Source organism: Collinsella ihumii, from assembly GCF_900046475.1.
Taxonomy (GTDB): domain Bacteria; phylum Actinomycetota; class Coriobacteriia; order Coriobacteriales; family Coriobacteriaceae; genus Collinsella; species Collinsella ihumii.
In genome coordinates this window covers 50117-76365 of the sequence record NZ_FCOU01000008.1, presented here as the reverse complement: position 1 = coordinate 76365, position 26249 = coordinate 50117, and the positions used below count along the sequence as shown (strand labels likewise).

Annotated in this window: 26 protein-coding genes; 10 read left to right on the top strand and 16 right to left on the bottom strand. The window is 66.0% G+C overall.

The genetic code is table 11. From position 1 onward, the window contains the following. The first annotated feature begins 62 nt into the window (after positions 1 to 62). Positions 63 to 818 (top strand): IS21-like element helper ATPase IstB, encoded by a 756-nt coding sequence (istB, locus tag BN3789_RS06530; RefSeq protein ID WP_079989156.1) that lies wholly within the window; start codon positions 63 to 65, stop codon positions 816 to 818. A gap of 184 nt (positions 819 to 1002) precedes the next feature. On the opposite strand, the gene istA is transcribed toward istB, so the two are convergent. Further along, entirely contained in the window at positions 1003 to 3231 is a 2229-nt protein-coding gene (istA, locus tag BN3789_RS13420; protein ID WP_202615095.1) for an IS21 family transposase, read from the bottom strand. A 147-nt stretch (positions 3232 to 3378) separates the two neighbouring features. Then, positions 3379 to 4677 (bottom strand): IS30 family transposase, encoded by a 1299-nt coding sequence (locus BN3789_RS06515; RefSeq protein ID WP_066831926.1) that lies wholly within the window; start codon positions 4675 to 4677, stop codon positions 3379 to 3381. Positions 4678 to 4956: 279 nt separating this feature from the next. Here BN3789_RS06515 and BN3789_RS06510 point away from each other — a divergent pair, with 279 nt between their 5' ends. From BN3789_RS06510 to BN3789_RS06490, 5 genes are all read left to right on the top strand, one after another. Next, complete coding sequence (locus tag BN3789_RS06510) at positions 4957 to 5691, top strand: iron-sulfur cluster assembly scaffold protein (protein ID WP_066831924.1); 735 nt, start codon at positions 4957 to 4959, stop codon at positions 5689 to 5691. Positions 5692 to 5709: 18 nt separating this feature from the next. Next, positions 5710 to 6714, top strand: a complete 1005-nt coding sequence (locus BN3789_RS06505) for a GGGtGRT protein (RefSeq protein ID WP_066831922.1) — start codon at positions 5710 to 5712, stop codon at positions 6712 to 6714. 624 nt (positions 6715 to 7338) lie between these two features. Then, the gene (locus BN3789_RS06500) at positions 7339 to 8649 is read left to right on the top strand and encodes a nickel pincer cofactor-dependent isomerase, group 22 (protein WP_066831920.1); all 1311 of its coding nucleotides are present in this window, start codon (positions 7339 to 7341) and stop codon (positions 8647 to 8649) included. A 135-nt stretch (positions 8650 to 8784) separates the two neighbouring features. After that, positions 8785 to 9183, top strand: coding sequence for a hypothetical protein (locus BN3789_RS06495; RefSeq protein ID WP_066831918.1), 399 nt, complete (start codon positions 8785 to 8787; stop codon positions 9181 to 9183). A 181-nt stretch (positions 9184 to 9364) separates the two neighbouring features. After that, entirely contained in the window at positions 9365 to 9625 is a 261-nt protein-coding gene (locus BN3789_RS06490; RefSeq protein ID WP_066831916.1) for a hypothetical protein, read from the top strand. A 152-nt stretch (positions 9626 to 9777) separates the two neighbouring features. Here BN3789_RS06490 and BN3789_RS06485 read toward each other — a convergent pair whose 3' ends face one another. From BN3789_RS06485 to BN3789_RS06470, 4 genes are all read right to left on the bottom strand, one after another. Next, the gene (locus tag BN3789_RS06485; RefSeq protein ID WP_079989154.1) at positions 9778 to 11097 is read right to left on the bottom strand and encodes a lysylphosphatidylglycerol synthase transmembrane domain-containing protein; all 1320 of its coding nucleotides are present in this window, start codon (positions 11095 to 11097) and stop codon (positions 9778 to 9780) included. A 274-nt stretch (positions 11098 to 11371) separates the two neighbouring features. After that, entirely contained in the window at positions 11372 to 11806 is a 435-nt protein-coding gene (gene sufU / locus BN3789_RS06480; RefSeq protein WP_066831914.1) for a Fe-S cluster assembly sulfur transfer protein SufU, read from the bottom strand. 77 nt (positions 11807 to 11883) lie between these two features. Next, entirely contained in the window at positions 11884 to 13140 is a 1257-nt protein-coding gene (locus BN3789_RS06475) for an aminotransferase class V-fold PLP-dependent enzyme (protein ID WP_066831913.1), read from the bottom strand. Further along, positions 13137 to 13961, bottom strand: coding sequence for a SufB/SufD family protein (locus BN3789_RS06470; protein WP_229254239.1), 825 nt, complete (start codon positions 13959 to 13961; stop codon positions 13137 to 13139). Before BN3789_RS06470 ends, BN3789_RS06475 begins: the two co-directional genes overlap by 4 nt. On the opposite strand from BN3789_RS06470, the gene BN3789_RS13225 reads away from it, so the two are divergent. After that, positions 13932 to 14177, top strand: a complete 246-nt coding sequence (locus BN3789_RS13225; RefSeq protein ID WP_229254238.1) for a hypothetical protein — start codon at positions 13932 to 13934, stop codon at positions 14175 to 14177. The genes BN3789_RS06470 and BN3789_RS13225 overlap by 30 nt on opposite strands. A gap of 33 nt (positions 14178 to 14210) precedes the next feature. On the opposite strand, the gene BN3789_RS13220 is transcribed toward BN3789_RS13225, so the two are convergent. Genes BN3789_RS13220 through sufC form a run of 3 tightly spaced genes read right to left on the bottom strand, consistent with a single transcriptional unit; the run spans position 14211 to position 16651 of the window. After that, positions 14211 to 14450, bottom strand: a complete 240-nt coding sequence (locus BN3789_RS13220; RefSeq protein WP_229254237.1) for a hypothetical protein — start codon at positions 14448 to 14450, stop codon at positions 14211 to 14213. Continuing rightward, positions 14450 to 15862 (bottom strand): Fe-S cluster assembly protein SufB, encoded by a 1413-nt coding sequence (sufB, locus tag BN3789_RS06465; RefSeq protein ID WP_066831911.1) that lies wholly within the window; start codon positions 15860 to 15862, stop codon positions 14450 to 14452. The genes BN3789_RS13220 and sufB overlap by 1 nt, the downstream gene beginning before the upstream one ends. Before the next feature lie 12 nt (positions 15863 to 15874). Beyond that, positions 15875 to 16651 (bottom strand): Fe-S cluster assembly ATPase SufC, encoded by a 777-nt coding sequence (sufC, locus tag BN3789_RS06460; protein ID WP_066831909.1) that lies wholly within the window; start codon positions 16649 to 16651, stop codon positions 15875 to 15877. Positions 16652 to 16829: 178 nt separating this feature from the next. Between sufC and BN3789_RS06455 the strand changes: the two genes are divergently transcribed. Then, positions 16830 to 17276: an RrF2 family transcriptional regulator gene (locus BN3789_RS06455; protein ID WP_066831908.1), complete on the top strand. Its 447-nt coding sequence runs from the start codon at positions 16830 to 16832 to the stop codon at positions 17274 to 17276. 236 nt (positions 17277 to 17512) lie between these two features. After that, complete coding sequence (locus BN3789_RS06450) at positions 17513 to 18400, top strand: DegV family protein (RefSeq protein ID WP_066831907.1); 888 nt, start codon at positions 17513 to 17515, stop codon at positions 18398 to 18400. A gap of 498 nt (positions 18401 to 18898) precedes the next feature. Here the strand turns inward: BN3789_RS06450 and BN3789_RS06445 are convergent, their stop codons facing one another. Both BN3789_RS06445 and BN3789_RS12685 read right to left on the bottom strand, forming a co-directional pair. Continuing rightward, positions 18899 to 19525: a TetR/AcrR family transcriptional regulator gene (locus BN3789_RS06445; RefSeq protein WP_066831905.1), complete on the bottom strand. Its 627-nt coding sequence runs from the start codon at positions 19523 to 19525 to the stop codon at positions 18899 to 18901. 140 nt (positions 19526 to 19665) lie between these two features. Further along, the gene (locus BN3789_RS12685) at positions 19666 to 20646 is read right to left on the bottom strand and encodes a hypothetical protein (protein ID WP_229254236.1); all 981 of its coding nucleotides are present in this window, start codon (positions 20644 to 20646) and stop codon (positions 19666 to 19668) included. A 223-nt stretch (positions 20647 to 20869) separates the two neighbouring features. Between BN3789_RS12685 and BN3789_RS06435 the strand changes: the two genes are divergently transcribed. Continuing rightward, positions 20870 to 21097: a hypothetical protein gene (locus BN3789_RS06435; RefSeq protein WP_147569594.1), complete on the top strand. Its 228-nt coding sequence runs from the start codon at positions 20870 to 20872 to the stop codon at positions 21095 to 21097. 100 nt (positions 21098 to 21197) lie between these two features. On the opposite strand, the gene BN3789_RS06430 is transcribed toward BN3789_RS06435, so the two are convergent. The 5 genes from BN3789_RS06430 to BN3789_RS06410 all read right to left on the bottom strand — a co-directional run bounded on the left by BN3789_RS06430 (position 21198) and on the right by BN3789_RS06410 (position 26151). Then, a complete protein-coding gene (locus tag BN3789_RS06430; protein ID WP_066831899.1) occupies positions 21198 to 22148 on the bottom strand; it encodes an RsmB/NOP family class I SAM-dependent RNA methyltransferase in 951 nt (316 codons plus the stop codon). Between the two features lie 114 nt (positions 22149 to 22262). Beyond that, on the bottom strand, positions 22263 to 23009 hold the full coding sequence (locus BN3789_RS06425; RefSeq protein ID WP_066831897.1) for an energy-coupling factor transporter transmembrane component T family protein: 747 nt from the start codon (positions 23007 to 23009) through the stop codon (positions 22263 to 22265). Continuing rightward, positions 23002 to 24759 carry an ABC transporter ATP-binding protein gene (locus BN3789_RS06420; protein WP_066831896.1) on the bottom strand — a complete coding sequence of 586 codons (1758 nt, stop codon included), beginning with the start codon at positions 24757 to 24759 and terminating at the stop codon, positions 23002 to 23004. Before BN3789_RS06420 ends, BN3789_RS06425 begins: the two co-directional genes overlap by 8 nt. Before the next feature lie 87 nt (positions 24760 to 24846). Continuing rightward, positions 24847 to 25380 (bottom strand): hypothetical protein, encoded by a 534-nt coding sequence (locus tag BN3789_RS06415; RefSeq protein ID WP_066831895.1) that lies wholly within the window; start codon positions 25378 to 25380, stop codon positions 24847 to 24849. A 198-nt stretch (positions 25381 to 25578) separates the two neighbouring features. Further along, complete coding sequence (locus BN3789_RS06410; protein WP_066831984.1) at positions 25579 to 26151, bottom strand: hypothetical protein; 573 nt, start codon at positions 26149 to 26151, stop codon at positions 25579 to 25581. Positions 26152 to 26249: the final 98 nt, after the last annotated feature.

The window sequence follows — 26249 nt, the reverse complement described above, 5'->3', positions numbered from 1 at the left end:
CGAGCCGGTCGACCTCGCGGGGTACGACCGGGCCTTCGAGCTGCTGGAGGGGGGCGCCGCCAGTGCCTAGGATCCCGGACGCCGAGCGCGAGGAGTTCTCCTCGCGCGCCAGGTCGCTGTTCATATCGAAGGCGACGATAGCGTGGTTCCTCGAGACGGCGACCCCGGGCCAGCTCGCCGCGTGCTCGGGGATGCTCGCGCGCGAGCTCGAGTCCCGCGAGCGGTCGAAGCGCGCCCGGCTGCTGCGCCAGGCCCGCTTCCCCGTGCCCAAGGCCGTGGAGGGGTTCGACTGGTCCAACGTGCGCTTTCCCGAGGGCTGGGGCCGAGACGAGATGCTCTCGCTCGACTTCGTGGAGCGCGCCGAGGACCTCGTCTTCCACGGCCCGACCGGCCGCGGCAAGACGCACGTGGCGACGGCCCTCGGCATCGAGGCGACCCGGCGCGGGGTGCCCGTGCGCTTCTTCCAGACGGCGGCGCTGGTGCTGCAGCTCGGCAAGGCGAAGCGCGAGGGGACGCTCGACAGGCTGCTGGCGGACGTCGGCAGGGCCGAGCTCGTGATCCTCGACGAGTTCGGCTACGTCCCCTTCGACGTCGACGGCGCGCGCCTGCTCTACCAGGTCATATCCGACTCTTACGAAAGGAGGAGCATAGTGTTCACCACGAACGTCGAGTTCAGCCGGTGGGGCACGGTCTTCGCGGACGACAAGCTCGCCGCCGCGATCGTGGACCGCGTCGTCCACCACGGCAGGCTCGTCGAGTTCGGCGGCCCAAGCCACCGTCTCGAGGAGTCACTCATGCTGGGCAAGTCGGGAAGCTAGCGGCGCGCCCGTGACCGAACCCGAAAAAGTTGCGTGCCCAAACCCGAAAGTTTTCCGTGATCATTTCAGAAAGACGGACTTGACCAAACACATGCGTGCGGTCAAGTCCGTCTTTCTGAAATGATCACGGAAAACTTTCGGGTTTGGGCACGCAACTTTTTCGGGTTCGGTCACGGGCGCGCCGCTAGCTTCCCGACTTGCCCAGCATGAGTGACTCCTCGAGACGGTGGCTTGGGCCGCCGAACTCGACGAGCCTGCCGTGGTGGACGACGCGGTCCACGATCGCGGCGGCGAGCTTGTCGTCCGCGAAGACCGTGCCCCACCGGCTGAACTCGACGTTCGTGGTGAACACTATGCTCCTCCTTTCGTAAGAGTCGGATATGACCTGGTAGAGCAGGCGCGCGCCGTCGACGTCGAGGCCCGAGTCGGTCTCGTCGAGAATGGCGAGCTTGGCCCTGCCGACGTCCGCCAGCAGCCTGTCGAGCGTCCCCTCGCGCTTCGCCTTGCCGAGCTGCAGCACCAGCGCCGCCGTCTGGAAGAAGCGCACGGGCACCCCGCGCCGGGTCGCCTCGATGCCGAGGGCCGTCGCCACGTGCGTCTTGCCGCGGCCGGTCGGGCCGTGGAAGACGAGGTCCTCGGCGCGCTCCACGAAGTCGAGCGAGAGCATCTCGTCTCGGCCCCAGCCCTCGGGAAAGCGCACGTTGGACCAGTCGAACCCCTCCACGGCCTTGGGCACGGGGAAGCGGGCATGGCCCGCGGCCGGGCGCGCATCCGCCGGCTCGGGCGCGCCCGAGAACATCCTCGAGCGCGAGGCGGAGCTGCTCGAGGTCGCCGTCTCGAGGAACCACGCTATCGTCGCCTTCGATATGAACAGCGACCTGGCGCGCGAGGAGAACTCCTCGCGCTCGGCGTCCGGGATCCTAGGCACTGGCGGCGCCCCCCTCCAGCAGCTCGAAGGCCCGGTCGTACCCCGCGAGGTCGACCGGCTCGTCGTACTCGACGAGCGCGTCGCCGGCGGCCGCCCTAGCGGCGGCGAGCTCCAGGGTGGCGGCGTCGACGCCGCCCGTGGCCCCGAGCGCCTCGGCGCGACCATCGATGTCGTCGACGAGCACAGCCTGGCGCTCACGTCGCGCAGCGCCCTGAGGTCGGCTCCGAGGTCGGCGGGCGACTCCGAGTCGAGGAACGCCACGAGCTGCTCGGGCAGGGACCCCCGCACGACGCTGTCGCGCCAGCCGCCGGGGCGCACGCAGAGCAGCCTCAGCTGCAGCATTGGGTCGGCGGAGTCCGTCGGCGCGTCGCCCCACTCGCGCGGGTACTCGGCGACGACCTCGCCTCCGGCGCCGACGACCGTGACGTCGAAGGCGCCCATCGCGACGGCGACCTCGCGGGAGGCGTTGACGGGCCCCGCCGAGTAGCGGTGCTCGCCGCCCGCCCTGAACGAGCCCTGCTTGTCGCACCTCCTGGTGAGCCACGTCACGCACGCGAACGGAGCCGCGGGCAGCGGCGAGAGCGCGGCGCGGTCGTCCCCGAAGAGCTCGGACTCGCTCGCGCCCTTGCGGTAGTGCGGCTTGCCGTCCGAGAGCGCCAGGCACGTCCCGAGCAGCCGCTCGTTGTAGGCCTTCACGTCCCAGACCTGCGGGACCGGGACGAAGAGGTTGCGCCTGAGCGTCCCGACCTTGTTCTCCACGGAGCCCTTCTCGTTCCCCGAGTAGGGGTTGGTGAAGCTGTAGTCGAGCCCGTAGTGCGCGGCGAACCGGCGGAAGAGCGCCGAGGTCCTCATCTCGGCGCCGACCCTGCGGCCGACCTCGGTGGCGTTGTCGAACACGGCCCGCAGCGGCACGCCCCCGAGGAACTCGAAGACGTCGCGGAGCCCCTGGCAGACGCACTCCGCGGTCTCGCCCCAGAAGACCTGCGCGAGCCCGACGTTTGAGTGCGGGAACGTGACCACGAGGAAGTGGCCGCGGGTGACGACGCCTCGCACGCGGAAGTCGGCCTGCCCGAAGTCGACCTGGCACTCGCCCGGGAGCCAGTCGAGCAGCAGGAACCCCTGCGCCTCGCGGGCGTCGAGCTCGGCGGCGAGCTCCTCGCGCCTCCTCCTCACGTACCTCCTGACGGTCGAGTACGAGCCCTCGAAGCCCTTCTCCGCGACGAGCCGGTCGAAGACCCTCTTCGCGGTGTGGCGCTGCTTGTACCAGCAGCGCCTGTCCTCGAGCAGCCACGAATCGACCAGCGCCGCGAAGGGCTCGAGCAGGGGCGACTCGGGCGCCCTGCCGACCGCCGGCGGCCTCTCGGAGAGGTCGGTCTCCCTCAGGTACTTCCTCACCGTGGGCTCGGAGACCCCGGTTTCCCGGGCGATCGAGGCGACGCTCGCCCCGCCCCTCCCGAGCCTTCTGATATCGTCGATCTTGTCCACGCCGATCATTTCCTTCCCGGCCTCCCATCGTCGCAACCGTAGCAGCGACAACGTTAGGCCCCGTTGGGGATGGTCGGCGTGCCCATGCCCAAACCCGAAAGTTTTTCGTGACCATTCCCGAAAGCTCCGGGTGATCAAATCCGCAAGTCAGACGTTATCAAACACAAGCGGCCCGTCACCCCTCTCGGCGCGGGCGCGCTCGATGCACCCCGGCGTCAGGTCGAGCTCCGAGGGGTCCAGCACCTCGACGCCGAGCCCGTCGAGGAGCGCCCGGGCGTCGTCCCCGTAGGCCGCCAGCAGCATCGCCGAGGGGCACATGAAGGCGAGCGAGCCCCTCGGCTCGGAGTTCACGTGGCTCATCAGCAGGGCGCAGTCGGCCGGCGCCAGCCGGTCGAAGGATATCCCGCGGCCCTTCGGCAGCAGCTTCCTGATCTCGACGTGGTTGCGCTCGCAGGAGCCCTTCTGGTCCGAGCGCATCGGGTCGCAGTAGAACAGCCTCGTCTCGCCCGGCCGCTCGCAGAGCGCGGCGGCGATGCCGGCCTCGTCGGCGAACTCGGAGCCGTTGTCGGTGAGCACGACGGCGAAGACCCGGCGCACGCCGTCCTCCCCGAGCAGGGCGCGCAGGGCGCCCAGCGCGCGAACGGTCTCGGCCGAGGTCTGGGCGGCCATCGGCAGCGCCAGCTGGAACCTCGTCGCCCTGTTCAGCAGCGTCAGCACGACGGCGGAGTCGCCGGAGCGCCCCTCGACCGTGTCCATCTCCCAGCGTCCGTCCCGCGCGTCCCGCGGCAGCGCGAGGAACGCGGCGTGCGACCTGCGGTCGGAGTGGGGCGTCGGCCTGCGCGGGACCTTCCTCCTCCTCGGCTTGTAGCCGACCTTGCGCCGCAGCTCCATGTTGCTCATGCCCCCGTAGCCCTCGTCGGCCCAGCGGTATATCGTCGACTTCGAGACGCCGAGCGACGGCCTCGTGGCCGCGATCTGCTCCGGCGACAGGCCGCGGGCGAGGTCGGAGCGGATGACCTCGAGCTTCATGGCCATGCCCTCCTCGGTCTCGTCCACGCCCCTGCGCGCCCCCCGGAGCTCCTCGTCGGCGAGCGCGTGCGCCCTCGCCGCGCGGTAGACGGCCTTCGGGGTCCTCGAGCAGCCGCACGCCCTCTTCCTGCACCCGTTGCACACGCCCGGCGACCTCGCGAGCAGGCCGCACAGCCCGTCCGGCCCCTCCGCGGGGAACCGCTCGCCCTCCATGCCCCTGGGCCTCAGGTACACCCTGTTCCTCTTGACCTCGCGCGTCACCGTGGACGGCGGCCTGCCGAGCCTGCGCGCGATCTCGCGCATGCTCTCGCCCCCGTCCAGGCCGCGCTCGATGCCCCGCCTGTCGTCGAGCGTGAGCCTCGGGTAGGCGCGCCGCGCGGCGAGCGGGGCGGCCTTCGCCCTCTTCGAGCCCTTCATATTCCGGCCTCCTTGCCGGGGCCGCCGACCGGCCCCACGCCCCAAGGATTCCAGAACCCAGCGCAACGCGTTGCGCTGGGTTCTGGAATCCTTGGGGCGTGTTGCACTGAGGTTGAAACTCTACGCTTGGCGAAATCCAACCGGTCGCGTCAAATTCACCGCCCTTCGACGAATTCGCCGCGTCAGTTTCGCGCTAAAATGGATACGCATGTCAGTGCTCAAAAGGTGTTCCGTTTCGCCGCGGATCTTTTGGGATTGATCACGAAAGAGAGGAGAGGCATGCAGTACACAGCAGAAGTGGAGAACATGTGCCCGGTTGCCAAGGGCGCATACCACGGCCCCGCACCCATCCCCGAGGAGGGTCAGTGGATTCAGGCCAAGGAGATTTCCGACATCTCCGGCCTTACGCACGGTGTTGGTTGGTGCGCTCCCCAGCAGGGCGCTTCCAAGCTGACGCTTAACGTCAAGAACGGCATCATCGAGGAGTGCCTCGTCGAGACCCTCGGTTGCTCCGGCATGACCCACTCCGCGGCTATGGCTTCCGAGATCCTTCCCGGCAAGACCATCCTCGAGGCCCTGAACACCGACCTCGTGTGCGACGCCATCAACGTCGCCATGCGTGAGATCTTCCTGCAGATCGTGTACGGCCGCAGCCAGACCGCGTTCTCCGAGGGCGGCCTGCCCGTCGGCGCTTCCCTTGACGACCTCGGCAAGGGCCTGCGCTCCCAGGTCGGCACCATGTTCGGCACCAAGGCCAAGGGCGCTCGCTATCTCGAGCTCTCCCAGGGCTACGTCACCCGCATGGCTCTGAACGACAAGAACGAGATCATCGCGTTCGAGTTCCTGAACCTCGGCAAGTTCACCGATGCCCTCAAGAAGGGTGCCACCCCCGAGGACGCCATCGCTGGCGCCATGGGTCACTATGGTCAGTGGGAGGCCGCTGCCAAGTACATCGATCCTCGTACCGACGAGGAGACCCACACCGTCGAGTCCGTGTTCCCGGTTCACGAGTAGAAAGGGAGGGAAAGAATAATGGCTGTTAGCTTCGAAGGTTACGAGCGCCGCATCGACAAGATTAATGCCTGCCTCGCCGAGAACGGCATCTCCTCCCTCGAGGAGGCTCTGCAGATCTGCCAGGACAAGGGTATCGATCCTCGCGAGATCGTCGCAGACGTCCAGTCCATCGCGTTCGAGAACGCCAAGTGGGCCTACACCCTCGGCTGCGCTCTCGCCATCAAGAAGGGCGCCAAGAGCGCTTCTGAGGCCGCCGCTATCATCGGCGAGGGCCTGCAGGCCTTCTGCGTGCCCGGCTCCGTCGCCGAGGACCGCAAGGTCGGTCTGGGCCACGGCAACCTGGGCGCCATGCTGCTCGGCGACGACACCGAGTGCTTCGCGTTCCTGGCCGGCCACGAGTCCTTTGCTGCCGCTGAGGGCGCCATCGGCATCGCTATGAACGCCAACAAGGCCCGCAAGAAGCCGCTGCGCGTTATCCTGAACGGCCTCGGCAAGGATGCCGCCCAGATCATCGCCCGCATCAACGGCTTCACCTATGTGAAGACCCAGTTCGACTACTTCACCGGCGAGCTCAAGGTCGTCGAGACCATCCCGTATTCCGACGGTCCTCGCTCCGAGGTCAACTGCTACGGTGCCGACGATGTCCGCGAGGGCGTTGCCATCATGTGGCACGAGAACGTCGACATCTCGATCACCGGTAACTCCACCAACCCCACGCGCTTCCAGCACCCCGTTGCGGGCACCTACAAGAAGGAGCGCCTGGCCGACGGCAAGAAGTACTTCTCCGTGGCCTCCGGTGGCGGTACCGGTCGTACCCTGCATCCGGACAACATGGCTGCCGGCCCTGCCTCTTACGGCATGACCGACACCATGGGTCGTATGCACTCCGACGCCCAGTTCGCCGGCTCCTCCTCGGTGCCTGCGCACGTCGACATGATGGGCCTCATCGGCATGGGCAACAACCCCATGGTCGGTGCCACCGTCGCTTGCGCCGTCGCTGTGAACGCCGCTCTCAACGAGTAGGCTTCTCCGACATATCGAATTGTCGCGCTAGCACCGTCCGGGCATTCGCCCGGGCGGTGCTTTTTATCGTTGCACGGCAGGTCGGAAGATCGCGCTATGGCCAAAAACTGCATTCCCATTGCGATCCGATGCACGTGAAGCCATCTGTGGTCAATCGGTGCGCTCCCATTGCAATTGCATGGAGCTGCTTTTGAAGGGCGCAATATTAAATATTGTAATATGCGGTTGATTTCTACTCGCTTTGCCGTAGCGGCGTATTTCGAGAGGCCACCGTACAAGGACAACAATATTGTATATTAATATGAGCCGGATCTGTTCCAGGAATTGCAATGGGAACGCACCGATTGACCACGAACGGCTGCATGTGTGCAAGTTTGCAATGGGAGTGATGGTTTTGACCATGGCAAAGCCCTCTGGAGGAGTCCCGACGGCCGCGCATTGAGCTGTCGTCGTGCGGGAAACGCGCTGTCGCCATGTATCGCCAGCGCAAGAGCTCAGCCCTGCTGTGCCGAGGGCGGCGGGCCTGATGCCGTTTGTCCAACTATGTTCCTCGTACCATTGGCGCGTTCTGTCCGGAGACTAGCATTGCAGTATCGTGAACGATACGAATCAGGGAGGTTTACCATGAAGGTGACCAAGGGCGGTACCGTATCCAAGCTTCTCGCCGGGGTCGAGATTCCCGAGATGTTCCATGCGCGTCAGACGTTCCCGCGTCAGTCCATCGCGCCGGAGGACATTCCCGGCATCGTCGAGGAGCAGATTGCCCAGCCGCAGTTCTCCGAGAAGATCAAGCCGGGCATGAACATCGCCATTACCGCCGGTAGCCGTGGTATTCGCAACGTTGACATCATCACCAGGGCCGTCGTGGACGCGGTCAAGCGTCGCGGCGCCAACCCGTTTATCGTACCTGCTATGGGTAGCCACGGCGGTGCCACCGCCGAGGGCCAGAAGGAGATGCTCGCCGGCTTCGGCATCACCGAGGAGGCCATGGGCTGCCCCATCAAGAGTTCCATGGAGGTCGTCGAGCTCGGGTATTCCAGCCTCGGCAAGCGCGTGGTGCTCGACAAGAACGCCTACGAGTCCGACGGCATCATCGTCTCCTGCCGCCTGAAGCCCCACAACGCGTTCCGCGGCACCCATGAGTCCGGTCCCTGCAAGATGATGACCGTCGGCCTCGGCAAGCAGGTGGGCGCCCAGACTGTCCATTCCGACGGCATGGGCAAGATCGGCCAGAACATCCCGACCATGGCGGCCGTGGTGCTCGAGAAGGCACCGATCCTGTTCGCCATTCCGTGCATCGAGAACGCCTACGACGAGACGGCCATGATCGAGGCGATTCTGCCCGAGAACATCCTCGAGCGCGAGGCGGAGCTGCTCGAGGTCGCCAAGGCCAACATGCCGTCGCTTATCGTGGGCGAGGGCGACGTGCTCGTGGTCGACGAGATCGGCAAGAACTATTCCGGCACGGGCGTCGACCCCAACATCACCGGCACGTTCTCGACCGACTTCGCGCACGGCGGCATCCAGGTCCAGCGCACGGCGTTTCTGAACCTTTCCGAGATCAGCCACGGCAACGCGCTGGGTGTCGGCCTGGCGAGCGCCATCACCTCCAAGATCTTCGATGTGATGGACATCGAGGCCATGTATCCCAACTGCCTGACCTCGACGGTGCTCAAGAGCGCGTGCATTCCGTGCGTGGTCGCCACCGACAAGGAGGCCATCCAGCTGTGCATCCGCACCTGCAACGGCATCGAGGGCAAGCCGGTCCGCATGGTGCGTATCGCCAACAGCCTGCACATCGGGCAGATCATGCTGTCCGCTGCCTACTACGAGGACGTCAAGGCGGGCAAGTATCCCGGCGTGGAGGCGCTCGACGAGCCCGCGCCGCTCGAGTTCGACGCCGACGACAACGTCGTGACGCCGGTGGTCATGTAGCAAAACGTGCTGCAGCTTGCATGCGGGGCCGTCTTCGGACGGCCCTTTTTCATGAGCGGGGGCATCGCGGAGGGGATCGCTTATCGCGGAGCGCGCCCGTGGGTAGAATGAAGCTATCCGAGCCGGGGAGGAGCCATGAAGCGCATTCGCATCATCGCCGCCGTCGTGACCGTCGCATCGCTTTCCTACATCGTGCTGTACTGGATGGTGCTCGCTGACTGGGCCGCCATGCATTTTCGTACATTTCCGGCGGCGCTGCACTCACTGGTTGCATGGCCTGCGTTTTGCTATTCGTCGGCGCTGCTCGTGGGATCGCTGTTCAACAACGTGGGGGAGAGCAAGCGCGTCGTTCGTCTCGTGAAGGTGGTCAACATCGCGGCACTTGCATTGCATGTTCTCATGTGGGCAACGGTGCTGCTGTTTCCCTCGTCGACGATAAGCGGGCTGTTTCTGGCGCCCATGCTCTATATGGGCGACTTCACGATCCCCTGGGTCGCCACGTTGCTCGGTGCCGTCATGGGGTTCGTGCTCTAGTGCGCGTTCATCGGTTGCCGCCAGGTTGCCACAGATGGAGAGGGGATGCAGAGGACCCCTTGGTCCATTATGGCTGCGTTATGTTTGGTAATGAAAGGCGGAAAAGGTATTCCGGATGGGCTGTAAGAGCGACGGGCATGGGGTAATACGAGATATACTTTGAATCGTTAGGAGGTGCATCATGTTTTACGACTATGCTGAGCTTGAGGATGGGACGCAGGTAGCTTATTCCAACGTTTTGGACGACGGAGTCGTCGAGGTCTCGATCGAGCGCCCTATTGAGCTGGGCTTCGATAGCGCCCGTTGTGTGCTCCCGGCGTTCGAGTGGTCGGATATCGAGGGCTTCACCGATGATGACATGGCGTATCTCGATACGTTTGTCCACAACAACGCGCCGCTCATCCTTCGGCTTGCGCGGGAAGCTTCCAAAAACCATGCCTAGGTTGTTTCGTTTTTAAGTAATCTACGAGCTGTGTATATGGACCCTCTGCCCTGCCAAAAAAGGACTGCCCCTTTTGGTTCTAGTCGGAGCAGATGGAATCCAGAGGGGTTTTGCGCGGCAGAAGGTGTTTCCCGGCTCTGCCCAACCCCGTGCTATTTCCCCGACTGCCCCGACTTGTCGGTCGGCTGTTTGCGCTTGGGACGGTAGGTGATGCCGGCGGGCCGCTCGAGCGAACCCCGTTGGCCGCGCGCGACGCGCTCCATGTTCCGGAACCTTCTCGTCCAACGCCGGTAGATACTCTCGTTCGAGGTGGAGCGCATGCCCATGCAGGGAGCGGCGATGAGCACCGGCAGCAGATACTCGACGCTGCGCCAGATCACAAGGCCAGCGGACAGATGCCAGCCGAACATGCCGCCGAACAGGTAGGAGAACCCGACCTCCGCGCCTCCTGCGCCGCCGGGAAGCGGGATGGCGTTCACGAGGAGCTCGACCATAGATCCGGAAGCGAGGCACACGATCGGATCGGCCTCGAGGCCGAAGGCGCGCAGCACGAAATAGGGAAGAGCGTACATGCAACCGAGCTGCAGCAGGGTGATGACCTCCGCCGCCAAAAGCGCGCGCCTGTGTGCCGCCGCGGCGCGAAAGGCGCTCGAGAAGGTGCTCACCTGCGTGTCGAGCAGGTTCTTGAAGCGATCGTGCCGCTCGGAGTTCAGGATGTGCAGCGCACGGCCGATTTTAAGCAGGATGCCGCCCACCTTCTGGATGGGGCCGGGGAGCAGGCAGAGCAAAAGCACGCCGCCCACCTGCACGAACTTATAGGCAAACATGAAGATGCCGATAAAGGTCACATCAAGCCCGAGGATCTTGACGTCGGAGAAGGTCTCGAGGAAGTATCCGCTGCACAGCAGCAGCATGAGCGCGGCGAAGATGCCCTCGCCCGCTTCGTAGAGCGTGAAGCGGACAAACTGCAGCGCGGAGGCGTCGGTCAGGGAAAGGCCGGCGCGCGTGAGGCGGTAGATCTGCGAAGGGATGACGCCGGCACCTCCGGGCGTGAGGCGCATGAAGAACACACCGGATGCCTCGACGCTCATGAGGTCGCGAAAGCCGACGGGGGAGTTATGGTCGGTCGACGCGAGCACGGCGTAGGCGAGGACGCCGAAGACGTAATAGCACAGGAAACAGACGATGCCCGTGGCGATCCAGCCGAGGTCGACGCCCGCGAGCGCGCGGAAGAAGTCGTCGATCTGGCCGCTGAAAAACAGGTAGGCCACGTAGATGACGGCGACGATACCAAGAAAGACGAAGGTTATCCTGACCTGCTTCATGGAGGAGCGGTCGGCATCGCGGTCGCGGGCCGACGTGGCGCTGCCGACATGCAGCTTAGGCGCGCTTCCTCGACGCGCCTCGGCGGGCTCGCCTTTCACGACGGCAGAGCGCTTGGAGTCGGTGTCGCCCGTATGCTTTTGCGCCATGCGCCCTCCCGTTGAATCGATGTCTCCAAAGCAGTGTAGCCGCAAGCCGGTCTTCGCGCCATGCGGTACAGCGAGCCTACAGAATGAATAACGAGGCGGCTCTGCGGCCCACGGTGTCGTCAGCCGGCCCCCTTGGGCGGCACGCAGGCAGCGGGTTCGCCGACTGAATGGGTCAATTGGGGACGGGTTCGTTCCAACCCATCGGCGGCAGTGTAAGCCGCCGATGGGTTGGAACGAACCCGTCCCCAATTGACCCATTGGCCCCACGCGGCAATTACTCCGCCTTGTCGTCACCGAGCATGCCGTCCAGGGTGCGCCAGGCGAGCTCGGCGCACTTCACGCGGGCGGGCATGTGGGAGATGTCGCGCAGCTGCGCGGCCTCGTCGAGGTCCTCGTAGTCCTCTTCGGTGAGCTCCTCGCCGCGGATCATGGCCAAAAACAGCCCGGAGAGGCGCTTGGCCTCCTCGACCGTCTCGCCGGTGATGAGGTCGGCCATGATGTCGGCCGATGCCTGGGAGATCGCGCAGCCGTGGCCGGTGAAGCTCGCCTCCTCGATGACGCCGTCCTCGATGCGCAGCTGCAGCGTGAGCTCATCGCCGCAGCTCGGATTGATGCCGTCGTGCTCGTGGGTGGGGGCGTCCATCTCGTATTTGTAGTCGGGATGCGAGTTGTGCTCCATGAAGGTGGTCGAAGTATAGAGGTTGCCCATATGGAAGACTCCTTGGCGAACGAATGCGGCGGCGCTGTTCCTGCGCCGCCGCGGTCTGGGATGCTGGTGGAAGCGGCCTACTCGCCCGGATGGAAGGTGGACCAGACGGCTTTGAGGCCGGCGATGAGGCGGTCGATGTCCGCCTTGTCGTTGTAGAAGGCGAAGCTGGCGCGGCAGCACGCAAGGTTCTCGCAGTGCAGCCAGGCGAGCAGCGGCTGCGCGCAGTGGTGCCCGGCGCGGATGCAGACGCCGCTCATGTCGAGAATGCTCGAGACGTCGTGCGGATGGATGCCCTCGACGTTGAAGCTGATGACGCCGTGATGGTCGGCCGGATCAAGCGAGCCGATGATCTGGATATACGGCAGGCTCTTGAGCTGGTCCATGGCGTAGGCGATGAGCGCCCCCTCGCGCTCGCGGACCGCGTCGTAGCCCACGGTGTTCACGAGGTAGTCGAATGCGGCGCCCGTGGCGTAGATGCCCGCTGCGTCCTGCGTGCCCGCTTCGAACTTCTCGGGCACCGGCGCCCAGACGGCGCCCTGCTCGGTGACCGATTCGATCATCTCGCCGCCGGTGAGCATGGGAGGCATCTGCTCGAGCAGCTCGTGGCGACCCCACAGCACGCCGATGCCCATGGGGCCGAACGCCTTGTGGGCGGAAAACGCGATGAAGTCCGCGCCCAGCTCGCGCACGTCGATCGACATGTGCGGGATGGACTGCGCGGCGTCGACGACCAGGTACGCACCGTTGTCGTGGGCCGCCTTGGCAAGCTTCTCGATCGGGTTCACCACGCCGAGGACGTTCGACACGTGCACGGCCGCGACGATCTTGGTCGCGGGGCCGATCTTCTCGGCGATCTCCTCGTCGGTGAGCACGCCTTCGGGGGTGGGGTAGAGGTAGACGAGCTTGGCGCCGGCGGCGGCGCACGCCTGCTGCCAGGGGATGAGGTTGGAGTGGTGCTCCATGATGGTGATGGCGACCTCGTCGCCGGGCTTGAGCACAAGCGGGGCGAAGGACTTGGCCACTAGGTTCAAAGACTCGCTCGCATTGCGGCTGAACACGATGTCGTTCGCCTGCGCCCGCCCGCGGTCGTCCACCGCTCCGATGAGCGCGGCGATCTGCGAACGGACCTTGGCGATGGCCTCGGTCGCCTCGACGGAGAGCGAGTACAGGCCGCGCAGCGGGTTGGCGTTCATGGTCTCGTAGAACGCGCGCTGCGCATCGAGCACGCAGGCAGGGCGCTGGGCGGTGGCGCCGCTGTCCAGAAACGCGATGTCGGGCTTGCCCGCAAGCAGCGGGAAATCCGCCTTATAGGGATTCACGTCGATATCGATCATGCGATCTCCTCCTCGAAACCATCGATGAGGGCGGAACCGAGGCGCACCACGTTCTCGCGGATGTCGTCAGTCGGTGCGGAAAGGGCGGCGTCCTCGAGCTTCGCCGCCACGAACAGGGACTCCGCCTGCTCCTGGGAAAGGCCGCGGCATCCGAGGTAGAACAGCTGCTCGGGACGCACGTGCCCGATCGTGGCGCCGTGGTTGCCCGCCACGTCGTCCTCGTCGCACAGGATGGTCGGGACGGTTTTGTTGTCCACGCCCTGGTTGGCCAGAAGCACCGTCTCGCGCTCGGAGCCCTCGGAGCCCTTGCACCCGTGGGCAAGCGCGATTCCGTGCGTGGAGCTCAGCACGTCGCGCGAGGTGCCCGTCAGCACGCCGTTGGCGTCCATGTTCGAGAAGGTCTTGCGACCGCGATGGCGGATGATGTAGTTGAAGTCGCGCGCATCCTCGCCGGGGGGGAGATGGCGGGTGTCGAGGTCGATTCGGGCGGTGTCGCGGCGAAGGTCGGGGGCGAGGCCGGTGTAGGTGCGGCCGCCGCCGAGCACGATGTGGCGGACGTTCACGCGCGCGCCCTCGTCGAGCACGTAGCCGGAATCGTCGATCACGGTGAACGGCGCGTCGGCGGTCACGTAGACGACGACGTTCACACGGGAGCGCGCTCCGGCGAACACGCGCAGCTCGGAGCCGATGAGGCCGGCCTTGCTGCTGCCGGACGCGTCGCCATCGAGCGAGATGGTGACGTCGAGCGTGGAGTCGGGGGCAGTCACCACGTCGACGGAGGCGCCCGCCGCGTGGCCGGGCTCGCCGTCGACGCGGACCACGGCGCTTTCGGTCTCTCCCTTCTCGGTGGCGAGCACGACGGTGCTGCCGGCGAGGAAGTTCAGATACGAGCGCGCGTCGATATGGATGCCCGTCTCGAAGGAGGCGGCGACATCGCCCGCGATCTCCTCGCGGGTGGCGCGCTTCTGGTAGGCGGACAGCGCCGGGGTGTCGAGGTCGTCGACGCCTGTCCCTTATACACATCTAGATGTGTATAAGATACAGCGCCGTACGCGAGGCCGCTGCAGACGTCATAGCCAAGGAAACGTGTCGCAGGCGTCGCCGCGTGCGGCGTCGATGCGCTCCTGCAGCTCGGCCACCGCGCCCTCGAAGCTCGCGTGGTTCTCGGTGAGGTCCTCGTCGGCCTCCACGGTGACGGCGCGGGCGCGCGCGAGGTCGGCGGGGATCTCGATCGTGGCGTCGTTCATGCGCAGCCAGCCCCAGGTGGGGGCGGGCATAGCGCTGGCATGTTTGATCTTCAGGGCCTCCACTATCCGATCGCCCCTTCCATCTCGAGCTTGATCAGGTTGTTCATCTCGACGGCGTACTCAAGCGGCAGCTCCTTGGAGACCGGGTTCGCAAAGCCGTTCACGATCATGGTCCGTGCCTCCTCCTCGGAGATGCCGCGGCTCATGAGGTAGAAGATCTTGTCGTCGCCGATGCGGCCGATGGTGGCCTCATGCCCGATGTCGACGTTCTTGGCGCGGATGTCCATGGCGGGGATGGTGTCGGAGCGGCTCTCGTCGTCGAGCATGAGCGACTGGCAGGAGACCGTGGCGGCAGAGCCCTCGGCCGCGGGCGTGGCGACGATCGAGCTGCGGAAGGTCTGGATGCCGCCGCCCTTGGAGATGCCCTTGGTCTCGACGGTCGCCGTGGTCTCGGGGGCGCCGAGCACGACCTTGCAGCCGGTGTCGAGGTTCTGGCCGGCGCCGGCGAACGTGATGCCGGTGAAGCTCGACTTGGACCTGCGGCCCGCCAGCACGCTCATGGGGTAGAGGTAGCCCACGTGGCTGCCGAAGGAGCCCGAGATCCACTCGATCTCGCCCTCCTCGTCGCACCGGGCGCGCTTGGTGTTCAGGTTGTACATGTTCTTGGACCAGTTCTCGATCGTGGAGTAGCGTAGGTGCGCGCGCTTGCCCACGAACAGCTCGACGGCGCCGGCGTGGAGGTTGGCCACGTTGTACTTGGGCGCCGAGCAGCCCTCGATGAAGTGCAGGTCCGCATCGTCCTCGACGATGATGAGCGTGTGCTCGAACTGGCCCGCGCCGGCGGCGTTCAGGCGGAAGTAGCTCTGCAGCGGGAAGTCAAGCTTGACGCCCTTCGGCACGTAGACGAACGAGCCTCCCGACCACACCGCGCCGTGCAGCGCCGCGAACTTGTGGTCGGTGGGCGGGATGAGCGTCATGAACTTGTCCCGGATGATCTCCTCCCAGCGGGGCTCGTGCAGCGCCTCCTCGATGCCGGAGTAGACGATGCCCATCTTGGAGGCCGTGTCCTGCATGTTGTGGTATACGAGCTCCGAGTCGTACTGGGCGCCGACACCGGCGAGATAGCTGCGCTCCGCCTCGGGGATGCCCAGGCGCTCGAACGTGTTCTTGATGTCGTCGGGCACGGACTCCCAGTCGGCCTTCTGGTCGGTGTTGGGCTTCACGTAGGTGACGATATGGTCCATGTCGAGGCCCGCGATGGAGGGCCCCCACGTCGGGTTCGGCATGGAGTTGTAGATCTCAAGGGACTTCAGGCGGAAGTCGAGCATCCAGTCCGGCTCGTCCTTGCGCTGGGAGATCTCAGTCACGATCTCGGGCGTCAGGCCCGCGTCGAGGCGCTCGAAGCCCTCCTCGGAGTCCTTGAAATCGTAGAGGCTGCGGTCGATGTCCGCGACCTCGGTACGCTTTTTCGCCATGAGCCGGCCTCCTTAGCGCGCGTCGGCTGCCGCGTCGGCGGCCTCGCGCTCGAACGACTCGAAGCCGTGCTCGTCGATCCATGGGATGAGGCTCGCATCGTCCTCGCGCACGATGCGCCCGCCCACCATCACGTGCACGCGGTCGACCTCGAGGTGCTCGAGGATGCGCGTGTTGTGGGTGATGATGACGAGCGAGCCGTCGCAGCTCGCGCGATAGGCGTCCATGCCGCGGGAGACAACGGACAGCGCGTCGACGTCGAGGCCCGAGTCGGTCTCGTCGAGAATGGCGAGCTTGGGCTGGAGCAGCAGGAGCTGCAGCATCTCGACCTTCTTCTTCTCGCCGCCGGAGAAGCCCACGCCGAGCTCGCGGTTGAGGTAGGCGGTGTCCATGTCGAGCTGGGCGGCGAGCTCCTTCACGCGGCGGCGGAACTCCTTGCCCTTCATCTCCAGGCCGGGACGGCCGGCGATGGTGGCGCGCAAAAAGCTCGACAGCGGCACGCCGGGGATCTCGACGGGCGCCTGGAACGACAGGAACAGCCCGGCGCGGCTGCGCTTGTCGCAGGAGAGCTCGGTGATGTCGGTGCCGTCGAAGGTGATGCTTCCGTCGTTGACGGTGTAGACGGGGTCGCCCATGATGACATGGCCCATGGTGGACTTGCCGGCGCCGTTGGGGCCCATGAGGACATGGGTCTCGCCCGCGTTGACAGACAGGTTGACCGCGTGCAGGATCGTCTTCTCGTCGACCGAGGCGGTCAGGTTGTTCACGCTGAGGAGTGCGCTTTGTGGCATCGGGTGTCCTTCCTCGAATGCAAGGGGACGGTGTGTCCCCGGGATAAACCCTAGGAATTCTCTCGGGATAAGGATAAGATGTACCGGAAAAGAGTCAAGATTAATTCCGAGCAATTCACTAAGATTATGACCGGACGCTGGTCGTCTTTTTGCATATCGAGGGGTACGGAGGCACTCCATGCTCATATCGTCCAAGGGCCGCTACGCGCTGCGCCTCATGATCTACATCGCCGCCTTCGGTGACGAGGAGGGCAAGATCGCCCTGCGCGAGGTCGCCGAGCGCGAGAGCATCTCGCTCAAGTATCTGGAGCAGCTCGTGCGCCCGCTCATGGCCGCCGGCCTGCTCAAGAGCGTGCGCGGCAAGGGCGGCGGCTACATGCTCGCCCGGCCGGCCGAGGAGATCCGCGCCGGCGACATCCTGCGCGCGGCGGAGGGCGCGACGGCACCCGTCGCCTGTGACGGGCTCGAGGGCTCCTGCGTGCGCTCCGACCTGTGCTCGACGGTGAGGTTCTGGCAGGGGCTCGAGGCGGCCATCGACGACTACGTCGACGGCGTGACGCTGTCCGAACTCGCACATGTGCCCGAGATGAAGCTCGACGTCGACTTGTCGCACATCGAGGCGTGAGCCCCGATCGCCCCGCCTGCCGCAATGCGCGTCTTCCCGCAGGTGGCGTCGATCGCCCTCGCACCGAGCCGCCGAAAGGCCTACGTGGTCTTTCGGCGGCTTTTTCTTCTGCGCCCTCCTGCAGCATGTTTTCGATACTACGCCAGCTCGTGTGCAATACCAGCTAGGAGATAAGGGCGTCAGGTGCGATAATGCTATAGGGCGGGTATCCGATTCGTGTCTGCGAAGGAGAATGCATGAGCGATTACATGATCACCTGTGAGTCGACGGCCGACATGCCGCTTTCGTTCTACCGTGAGCGCAACGTGGGCTACGTCTGCTTCCACTACGAGATGAACGGCGCGACTTACACGGACGACATCTATCAGTCCACCACGCCGCAGGAGTTCTTCGGCACGCTCAAAGGTGGTGCGCAGGCCAAGACCTCCCAGGTCGGTACGGGCGAGTACGTCGCGTTTTGGGAGCCCTATCTCAAGCAGGGGCTCGATATCCTGCACGTCTCGCTGTCCACGGGCATCTCCGGGACGTACAACTCCGCCTGCCTTGCCGCCGAGACGCTCGCGCCGCAATACCCCGAGCGCAAGATCCGCGTCATCGATTCGCTGTGCGCCTCTGCGGGGTTCGGCCTGCTCGTCGAGGTCATGGCCGACAAGCGCGACGAGGGCATGGGTTTCGATGAGCTCGCCGAGTGGACCGAGGTCCACAAGATGAACGTCAACCAGTGGTTCTTCGTGTCCGATCTCGACTGCCTGAAGCGCGGCGGCCGCGTGAGCTCCACGAGCGCGCTGATCGCCACGGCGCTCAAGATCTGCCCGGTCATGAACGTGAACTTCGAGGGCAAGCTCATCCCGCGCGAGAAGATCCGCACCAAGAAGAAGGCGATCGTCCGCCTGGTGGACGACATGATGGATCACGTTGAGAACGGTTCCGCCTACACCGGCCGCTGCACGATTTCTCACTCCGATTGCCTGGAGGATGCCGAGGAGGTCGCCCGTCTGGTCGGCGAGAAGATCCCGGCGCTCAAGGGCAAGGTCGAGATCTGCGACATCGGCACGGTCATCGGCGCCCATACCGGTCCCGGCACCGTCGCCCTGTTCTTCATGGGCGACACGCGCGTCGACTAGCTTGCGACCCGGTCGAGTTTTCAGCTCGGCCGGGTCTTTTTTGCTGTGCAAATGGGTTGGTTGGGGACGGGTTCGTTCCAACCCGTGGGTTGGAACGAACCCGTCCCCAACCAACCCATTCCAGAGAGCATCCCTTCCGGCGAAAGTGGCTAGAAATTTCTGTTTTGCTGTAAGCCGGGCGCTGCGGAAATGTCCAGATAAGCCGTCTTGACCTTGTTGGCCGGTTACGAAGCCGGTTTCAGGCCCCTCAAGCCCTCGAATCGGGCGCTGTCCGGGGGAAACCGGTGCCGGCGGCGGGCTTCCGACCCCTCCATCCCGGCCCGGCTTACAGCAAAACAGAAATTTCTAGCCACTTTCGCCGGGAAGAGGGCGCGGCCGGGGCGGCGCGGTGCGAAAAACCGCGGGCACCCGCCATAGGGCAGACCGCCGCGGAAGCAATTGATCAGTGCTTCCCAGGTAAGCGTTTCGGCTTCAAGGGGCTCCGCCCGAAGCGCGGCGTCAGTCCTCTTGGAGGAGCTTCAAGACAAGATCGCGCGTCGCCGTGCGGATGTCCAGGTCGTAGGGGGTGACCCCCGCCTCGCGCATGGCATCGAGCTGCTTTTCGGAATGGAATGCATACGAGTAGATGCCCTGCAGGAAGGGCAGGAAGCTGCACAGGAAGCGCATGCGGCGCTCCTCGCCCCACGACGGCTTGGCGCGAGTGATGACGCGCTGCAGCGCCTCGACGGCGCGCGCGTACGAGCGCTTGAACTCCACGAGCTTCTCGAGGCGGCTGTTCTGCTCCATGTCGTAAAGATTCATGGCGAGCAGCTTCAGCATCTGCTTGCGCTCGGCGAGGCTTTGCGCGAGACCTTCGGCGACGCGCTCGTCGTCCAGGTTCTCGGCATCGTCCGCCAGCTCATCGAGCCTCGCCGTCCACTTGTCGTGCTCCCGCTGCAGGAGGGCGAGCAGGATCTCGTCTTTGCACTGGAAGTAGTTGTAGATGTTGGCGCGCCCGAACGTGACGCCGCTTGCCACCTGCGACATCGTGATGTCATGGTAGCTTTCTGACTGGTAGAGCGCCTCGCAGGCGTCGATGATCTCGGCGCGGCGCGCATCAGATTTCTCTTGAGATAGCCTCGGCATCGTTCATCTCCGGAAACGCGGTCGGTTGCAGCGTGGACGGTCATCATTCAAGCACCAATGATAGCCCAACGGCATGCCTTCGCCGCGACGCCGTGCGAATCCGGCCGCGGTCTCGCGCGGCATCGCGTGCGGACGGGGCGCTACCGGCGCGTGCGGTTGCGTGAGAAGAATCGCGGGAAAGGCGTGCGACGGGTCGGCTCCGCGCTCATGCGGTCCACGACTTCGTCGGGGAAGGGGATGTCCGGCCGCGCCTCGAGCGGGTTGACCTCGCCGGCGGACACCGGGTCGATCGAGGGCACGGGGTTTGCGCCCTCTCCCTCGAGCTTGCGGTAGCGCTGCATCATGTCCGCCTGGAGCATCTGGGCCGACGGCGGCGTCCAGATGATGGCGTTCGCGCCGGCCTGGATGGTCTCGAGGATGGTCTCGGGCGTCTTGCCCCCGGGGGCTATGAGCGGCAGGTTGGGGTAGGTCGCGCGCAGCTCGCGCAGCACCTGCGGCGTGTCGCGCCCCGCGGCGATGTTCAGGATCTTCGCCCCCGCCTGCACCTTGGCGTGGGCGTCGTCGTCCGCGCGCACGACCGTGGCGATGACGGGGATGTCCACGATGGAGGCGATCTGGGCGACGAGGTCAGCGGAGGCAGGCGAGTTCACGATGACGCCGGCGGCCCCCTGCATCTCCGAGACGGCAGCGAGCTGGACGGAGCGCTTGCCCTGGGTGGTCCCGCCGCCCACGCCCACGAACACCGGGCATTCGGCGGCGGTGAGCAGCGCCTGCGTGATCGCGGGCTGCGCCGTGAACGGGTAGACGGCAAAGACCGCGTCGGCGTTGGCGTTTCGTATCACGGCGACGTCGGTGGAGTAGAGCATCGATTTGATGCGGCGGCCGAACAGCGTGAAGCCGCCGGTCTCCTCGATGCCCTCGGGGACGCGCAGGGCCGCCTTGCGCAGGTGTCCCTCGATGGGCGCCGGCTCCATGGGGAGCACGCCGGCCGGGGTGACGGCGTGTGCCGGCTCGGCGAACTCCGGCGCGATGTCGATCTCGGAGAAGTCCACGGACGCCTCGACGTTTTCGGGCACGTCGGCCGAGACGGGCACGGGCGTATGCATATCGTTCGGGTTCATGATGGCAACCTCGTGATTCATGTCAGCGATTGATTTGACCGTATGGCGGCGCCCCTCTTGTACCCGGGCGCCACACCTCCCAATCAGGTTTACAAGCTGCTTACGTTGGGCCCGCATGGGACGCTCCTGCGGTTCCTGTTGTTTTATCGAGCGCATGGGCGCGGCAGGGCCGATTTGGTAAGCTTGTCGGGACCGAAGAAGGCGGAAGGAAGGCGGTGATCACGTGGAGGCCGGAGCTATTGTGCCGATAGCGCTGTGCATCGGGGCCATTATCGTCGCCGCGATCGCCTATTCCATCGTGACGAAGCTGCGCGAGCGGGCAGACCAGAGGCGGGAAGAGGAGGCCTGGCGCGCCTATAGGAGCCAGGGCTCGCCGCGCCCCCAGACGCCGGGCGCCCACCGTGCGCCGAGGCGTTCCGACACGGCCTATCGCGGCAAGCACAGCCGCTAACGCGTACTGGTACTTTGCAAGACGGGGTCGTTTCAACCCACGGCTGAGCATTTCGCTGCCATGGGTTGAAACGACCCCGTCCCCAATCAACCCATCCCGGTTACCGCTTGCGCTTCTTCGGGTCCTTCTTGGTGATGCGCGCGATGAAGAATCCCTCGTACAGGCGCGAGGGGCAGATGGTGCAGGTGCCCTCGATGCGGCCGGGGAGCATGATCGGGGCATCGGTTTCGCCGTCGGCGCCGGCGAGCTCCACGGGCGCGACCTCGCAGTCTCGATGGCGCTTGAGTGCCGCTGCGACCTGCTCCTCGTTTTCCGCGGGGAAGATGGAGCAGGTCGAGTAGACGAGGGTGCCGCCGGGCTTGAGCACGTCGAGCGCGCGGTCGAGCAGCGCGCGCTGCGAGCGGGTGACCTTGCTCAGCAGCGCCTCGGTGATGCGCCTGCCGGCGCGCTCGTCGCCTGAGCAGATGGTGCCCGATCCGGTGCAGGGGGCGTCGAGAAGGATCTGGTCGAAGGAGAAGAACTTGTCGAGGCGCCGGGCGTCCACGCGCATGACCTGCACGTTGCGGCAGCCGAGCTTGTCGAGGTTGTACTGGAGCTTCTCGGCGCGCGGGCCGTTCATCTCGCAGGCCGTCATGTGCGCGGCGCCGTCGGACAGCGCGACGACCTGGCTGGTCTTGCCGCCCGGTGCGGCACACATGTCCAAGATGTCGGCTCCCGGGCGGGGCTCCAGGACGAGTGGCGGCATCATGGAGGAGAGGCTCTGCAGGTACACTCGGCCCTCCCGGTAGATGTCCAGATTCCAGACGGCCTTCTCGCGCACGTCCTCGAGCACGAACGCGTCGCGGTACCACGGGACTCGGCGGTATGCGATGTGCGCCGCATCGAGCGCGTCGGCGATATCGTCCGGCTGCGCCTTGAGCGTGTTCGCCCGCAGCGTCACCGGGCGGGTGCACGCCTCGTCGAAGCCGCGCTCCACGAGCGACGCCTTGTCCGCTCCGTAGCTCTCGGCAATCTGCTGGCGCACAAAGGCGGGAATCTCAAGTTCGGGCATGTCGCATCTCCAGATGGTCGTGGCAGCGTGTGCTCTCAATAGGAACAGCCCCATTGAAACACAACGGGGCTGTTCGTGCGTGCGGGGTTGTGCGTGCGGGTGCCGACGGGCCGTCTACAGCACGATGCCGAGGGCGATGAGAGCGATGCACAGGGCGAAGGCCGCGAAGTCCGCCGCGGAGAACGGATAGCGCCGGTAGCTGCTCTCGCGCGTGCGCAGATAGAAGCCGCGCTGCTCGGCGGCAAGGGCCGTCGCGTCGGTCTTGCTCACGCTCGAGATGAGCAGCGGGATGCACAGCGGAAGCATGAGCTGCATCTTCTTGAAGGGGTTGTTGGTGTCGTATTCCACGCCGCGCGCCGTCTGGGCCTCCATGATGGCGTTCATCTCCTGCGAGAACACCGGCACGAAGCGCAGCGCCGTCGTGAAGGTGAACGCGTACTTGTAGGGGATGTGCAGCTTCTCGACGCACGCGTTAGCGAGGTCGGTGAGCTTGGTGACCATGAGCATCAGCACGAGCGGCAGCGCCACGCCGAGCAGGCGCAGGCAGGCCTTGCCGCCGGTGATGAGACCCTCGTCGGTCACGAAGGCGAGCAGCGCGGTGCCGGAGCGCACGAACACGAGCTGGAGCACGAGCATGATGAGCGCGACGGGCACGAGCAGCTTGAGCAGGCGCGCGAGCCTCCCGAACACGCCCGCATAGGCGGCGAGCGCCAGCGTGAGCACGAGCAGGCCCACGAGCGCGGCATAGCCGTCGGACAAGAACGTCGCCGCGATGATGGCCGCGGCGAGCGCGAGCTTGGTCACGGGGTTCAGGCGATGCAGCAGGGTGTCGCCGGGGACGTAATCGATGACGTTAAGCACGGCCCATCAGCTCCTTTACGGTGCGCACGATGTCGCTGACTTCGGTGATGTGGGCGAACGCGGGCGAGACGTCGCGCGCCAGGCGTTCGGAGAGGTCGATGACCTGCGGCGGCGTGACGCTCGCCTGGTCCATGAGGGCGCGGTCGGCGAACAGGGGGGCCGCCGGGCCGCGGCCGAGGATGCGCCCGTTCGCCATGACGACGATGCGCTCGGCGAAGTCGCTGACGACCTCCATGTCGTGGCAGACCATGATGACGGCGCAGCCATGGTCGGCCATGTCGCTCACGGTCTCCATGACGGTCATGCACTCGCGGTAGTCCAGGCCGCTCGTGGGCTCGTCGAGCAGCACGATCTCGGGTTCCATGACCACGACGCCCGCGAGCGCCACCATCTGGCGCTGACCGCGCGACAGCGAGAAGGGCGCCTCGGTGGCGGGCAGGCCGAAGCGCTTGATGACCGCGCGGGCCCGCTCGCGCGCCTCGGCGCCGTCGACGCCGGTGAGCTCGAGTCCGAAGGCGACCTCGTCGATGACCGTGTTCTTGCAGATCTGCCGGTCGGGGTTCTGGAACAGCGTGGCGACGTGGGCGGCGATGGTCGACACCGGGGTCTCGCGCGTATCGAGGCCGGCGACGCGCACGGTGCCGGCGCTCGGCTTGAGCAGGCCGTTCAGCAGCTTGGTGAGCGTGGTCTTGCCGGCGCCGTTCTGGCCGACGATGCCCACGAGCTCCCCGGGATAGACCGTCATGGAGAGGTCTTCCACGCTGGCGCCGCCGCCGGGATAGGTGAACCCGACGTGCTCGAGGGTGAGGATGGGGGCGGTACCGTCCGCATGCGGTCGCGCGGGCGTGTGGGGCGAGGGCTCGGGAGCGTCGGCCGCGGTGTCCGCGATGCCCTCGACGCCGGCCAGGATGTCGCGGATGAGCCCATAGGCCTCGTCCACGTTCAGGCACGGCTCGCTTCGGTCGGTCAGGCCGTCGCGGACGAGGCTGTTGGAGATGCGGACGGTGCGCGGGCTGTCGACGCCGATGGCGCGCAGGTTGCCGCTGTGTCCGAAGACCTCGTGCGGCGTGCCCGTGAGCGCGATGGAGCCGTGGTCCATGACGAGGATGCGGCTGCAGTAGGTGGAGAGCAGGGCGACCTTCTGCTCGATGACGATGACCGTGACGCCGAGGCGGCGGTTGATGTCGGCGAGCGTCTCGAAGACGATGCGCGAGCTGACCGGGTCGAGCGCCGCCGTGGGCTCGTCGAGCACGAGCACGCGGGGCTCGAGGGCCAGGATCGCGGCGATGGCGACCTTCTGCTTCTGGCCGCCCGACAGCGTGGCGATCTCGCGATGGCGCAGCTCGGAGATACCGACGGTGGCAAGCGTGCGCTCGATGCGGCCCTCGATCTCGTCATGGGGCACGCCGAAGTTCTCGAGGCCGAAGAGCAGCTCGTCCTCGACGACCGAGGCGACCATCTGCGCGTCGATGTCCTGGTTGACCGATCCCACGATGCGCGAGATGTCGGTCAGCGTGATGTCGCAGGTGTCCGCGCCGTCGACGACCGTGGTGCCGAACAGCTCGCCGGTGTAGTGGTGCGGGATGGCCCCTGACAGGCAGGCGGCAAGGGTCGACTTGCCGGCGCCCGAGGGGCCGATGATGCCGATGAAGTCCCCCTCGTTGACCGTGAGCGAGACGTTGTCGAGGGCGTGGGCGGCATCCGAACCGTAACTGAACGAGACGCCTTCCATCTCGATGATTGCTGACATGAGTGCCTTTCCGTCGATATGTGCGCCTGCCGGCGCGGCGCGTGGAAACGCGGGCGCACGGGGCGCCCGCTCCATCATACCCGAGTGTTACTGCCTGCGGGCCGCGCGCAGGGGCAGATACAGCGCCTGGACCACGATGGCGTTGAAGACCGCGGTGCCCGCGACGATCGGCACCTTGACGAGGGCGGCCTCGATGGCGAAGCCCGAAAGCACGGTGCCCGCCACCGCGAACAGCGCGCCGCTGACGAGGGTGGCCGCGAAGGCGGCGACCAGCGGCGTGACGGAGCGCCCGGCGATGCGGATGTCGCTGCGCACGAGCGCCGCCATGGTGAGGGCGCCGGCGACCTCGGTCGCGAAGTTGAGGCCGGGAATGGACGTGTTGATCTGGATGACGGCGGCGGAGATGAGGCCGAAGACGGCGGCCTGCGCGAACCCGCCGCGCGTGAGCAGGATCGCCAGCGCGTAGGCGGCGATGATGAACTGGGGCTTGATGCCGGTCATGGCGAGCGCGTTGCCGAGGGTCATGTTGAGGATGAGGCCTGCCGCGAGCAGCACGGCGAGCAGGATGAGGGCGGAGATGTCGAGGGCGCCGGAGCGAGCGGTGACGGTGCGCTGGGTCATGATGGAATCCTTTCTCAAGGGAAATGGGTATGCGTCAGGGAGCGAGCCGGAAGACGTGCGAGTCGTTCACGTTCCGCGTTCGCGAGCGTGTGGTGCGATTGATTGATGTTCGAGCTGATGCTTCTTCCGATGCCCGGGTGCCGCAGCACCCGGGGCGATCGGCCGCCGGGTCGGACGCGCGATGCGCGCCGGCCGGTCCTAGTCGTTGAGCTTCAGGGCCTTCTTGATGGGCACGTACAGGGCGCCGACGAGGATGGCGTTGAACACGGCCGTGAGGGCGACGACGGGCAGCATGGCGGCGGCGATGCTCATGTCGAACTGCATGAGGGCCATGCGGATGAGCATGAAGATGAAGCCCGAGACGAAGGTGGTGACGAAGGTGCCCACGGTGGGGATGATCGCCTTGGCGCCGGTCTTCATGCCCGCGTTGACGATGAGCGCCATGAGCATGGCGGCCACGCCCTCGGCCACGAAGTCCGCGCCGGGGAGGCTCGTGGTGAGCTGGATGACGGCGGCGGAGACCAGACCGATGACGAGGGCCTGCAGCACGCCGGGGCGCACGACGAGGATGGTGATGCAGAACGCCGAGATGATGAACTCGGGGTTGATCATGCCGGCGGACATGGCGCCGATCGCCTTGCCGAGCGTCATGTTGAGGATGAAGCCGGCTGCGAGCAGGACGGCGAGAAGAACGAGGGCCTTGATGTCGAGCTTGCCGTGGTCGGTGGTGTTGACGGAGCGGGCCTGGGAGGACTTGGGGGACTGTGCCATGGTGATCATCCTGTTCTGTGCGAGGTGGGGTGGAACGTGGAGGCGCGTGATGCGGTGCGGCGGCGCGGGCGCGAACGAAAAAAGGCCCCCGGTCAAAC

Bases quoted from the DNA above. Each gene is read 5' to 3' on its own strand.
- BN3789_RS06515 (WP_066831926.1), bottom strand. From the start codon at position 4,677: ATGAAGGGCTCGAAGAGGGCGAAGGCCGCCCCGCTCGCCGCGCGGCGC.
- BN3789_RS06510 (WP_066831924.1), top strand. From the start codon at position 4,957: ATGCAGTACACAGCAGAAGTGGAGAACATGTGCCCGGTTGCCAAGGGC.
- BN3789_RS06505 (WP_066831922.1), top strand. From the start codon at position 5,710: ATGGCTGTTAGCTTCGAAGGTTACGAGCGCCGCATCGACAAGATTAAT.
- BN3789_RS06500 (WP_066831920.1), top strand. From the start codon at position 7,339: ATGAAGGTGACCAAGGGCGGTACCGTATCCAAGCTTCTCGCCGGGGTC.
- BN3789_RS06495 (WP_066831918.1), top strand. From the start codon at position 8,785: ATGAAGCGCATTCGCATCATCGCCGCCGTCGTGACCGTCGCATCGCTT.
- BN3789_RS06490 (WP_066831916.1), top strand. From the start codon at position 9,365: ATGTTTTACGACTATGCTGAGCTTGAGGATGGGACGCAGGTAGCTTAT.
- BN3789_RS06485 (WP_079989154.1), bottom strand. From the start codon at position 11,097: ATGGCGCAAAAGCATACGGGCGACACCGACTCCAAGCGCTCTGCCGTC.
- sufU (WP_066831914.1), bottom strand. From the start codon at position 11,806: ATGGGCAACCTCTATACTTCGACCACCTTCATGGAGCACAACTCGCAT.
- BN3789_RS06475 (WP_066831913.1), bottom strand. From the start codon at position 13,140: ATGATCGATATCGACGTGAATCCCTATAAGGCGGATTTCCCGCTGCTT.
- sufB (WP_066831911.1), bottom strand. From the start codon at position 15,862: ATGGCGAAAAAGCGTACCGAGGTCGCGGACATCGACCGCAGCCTCTAC.
- sufC (WP_066831909.1), bottom strand. From the start codon at position 16,651: ATGCCACAAAGCGCACTCCTCAGCGTGAACAACCTGACCGCCTCGGTC.
- BN3789_RS06455 (WP_066831908.1), top strand. From the start codon at position 16,830: ATGCTCATATCGTCCAAGGGCCGCTACGCGCTGCGCCTCATGATCTAC.
- BN3789_RS06450 (WP_066831907.1), top strand. From the start codon at position 17,513: ATGAGCGATTACATGATCACCTGTGAGTCGACGGCCGACATGCCGCTT.
- BN3789_RS06445 (WP_066831905.1), bottom strand. From the start codon at position 19,525: ATGCCGAGGCTATCTCAAGAGAAATCTGATGCGCGCCGCGCCGAGATC.
- BN3789_RS12685 (WP_229254236.1), bottom strand. From the start codon at position 20,646: ATGAACCCGAACGATATGCATACGCCCGTGCCCGTCTCGGCCGACGTG.
- BN3789_RS06430 (WP_066831899.1), bottom strand. From the start codon at position 22,148: ATGCCCGAACTTGAGATTCCCGCCTTTGTGCGCCAGCAGATTGCCGAG.
- BN3789_RS06420 (WP_066831896.1), bottom strand. From the start codon at position 24,759: ATGTCAGCAATCATCGAGATGGAAGGCGTCTCGTTCAGTTACGGTTCG.
- BN3789_RS06415 (WP_066831895.1), bottom strand. From the start codon at position 25,380: ATGACCCAGCGCACCGTCACCGCTCGCTCCGGCGCCCTCGACATCTCC.
- BN3789_RS06410 (WP_066831984.1), bottom strand. From the start codon at position 26,151: ATGGCACAGTCCCCCAAGTCCTCCCAGGCCCGCTCCGTCAACACCACC.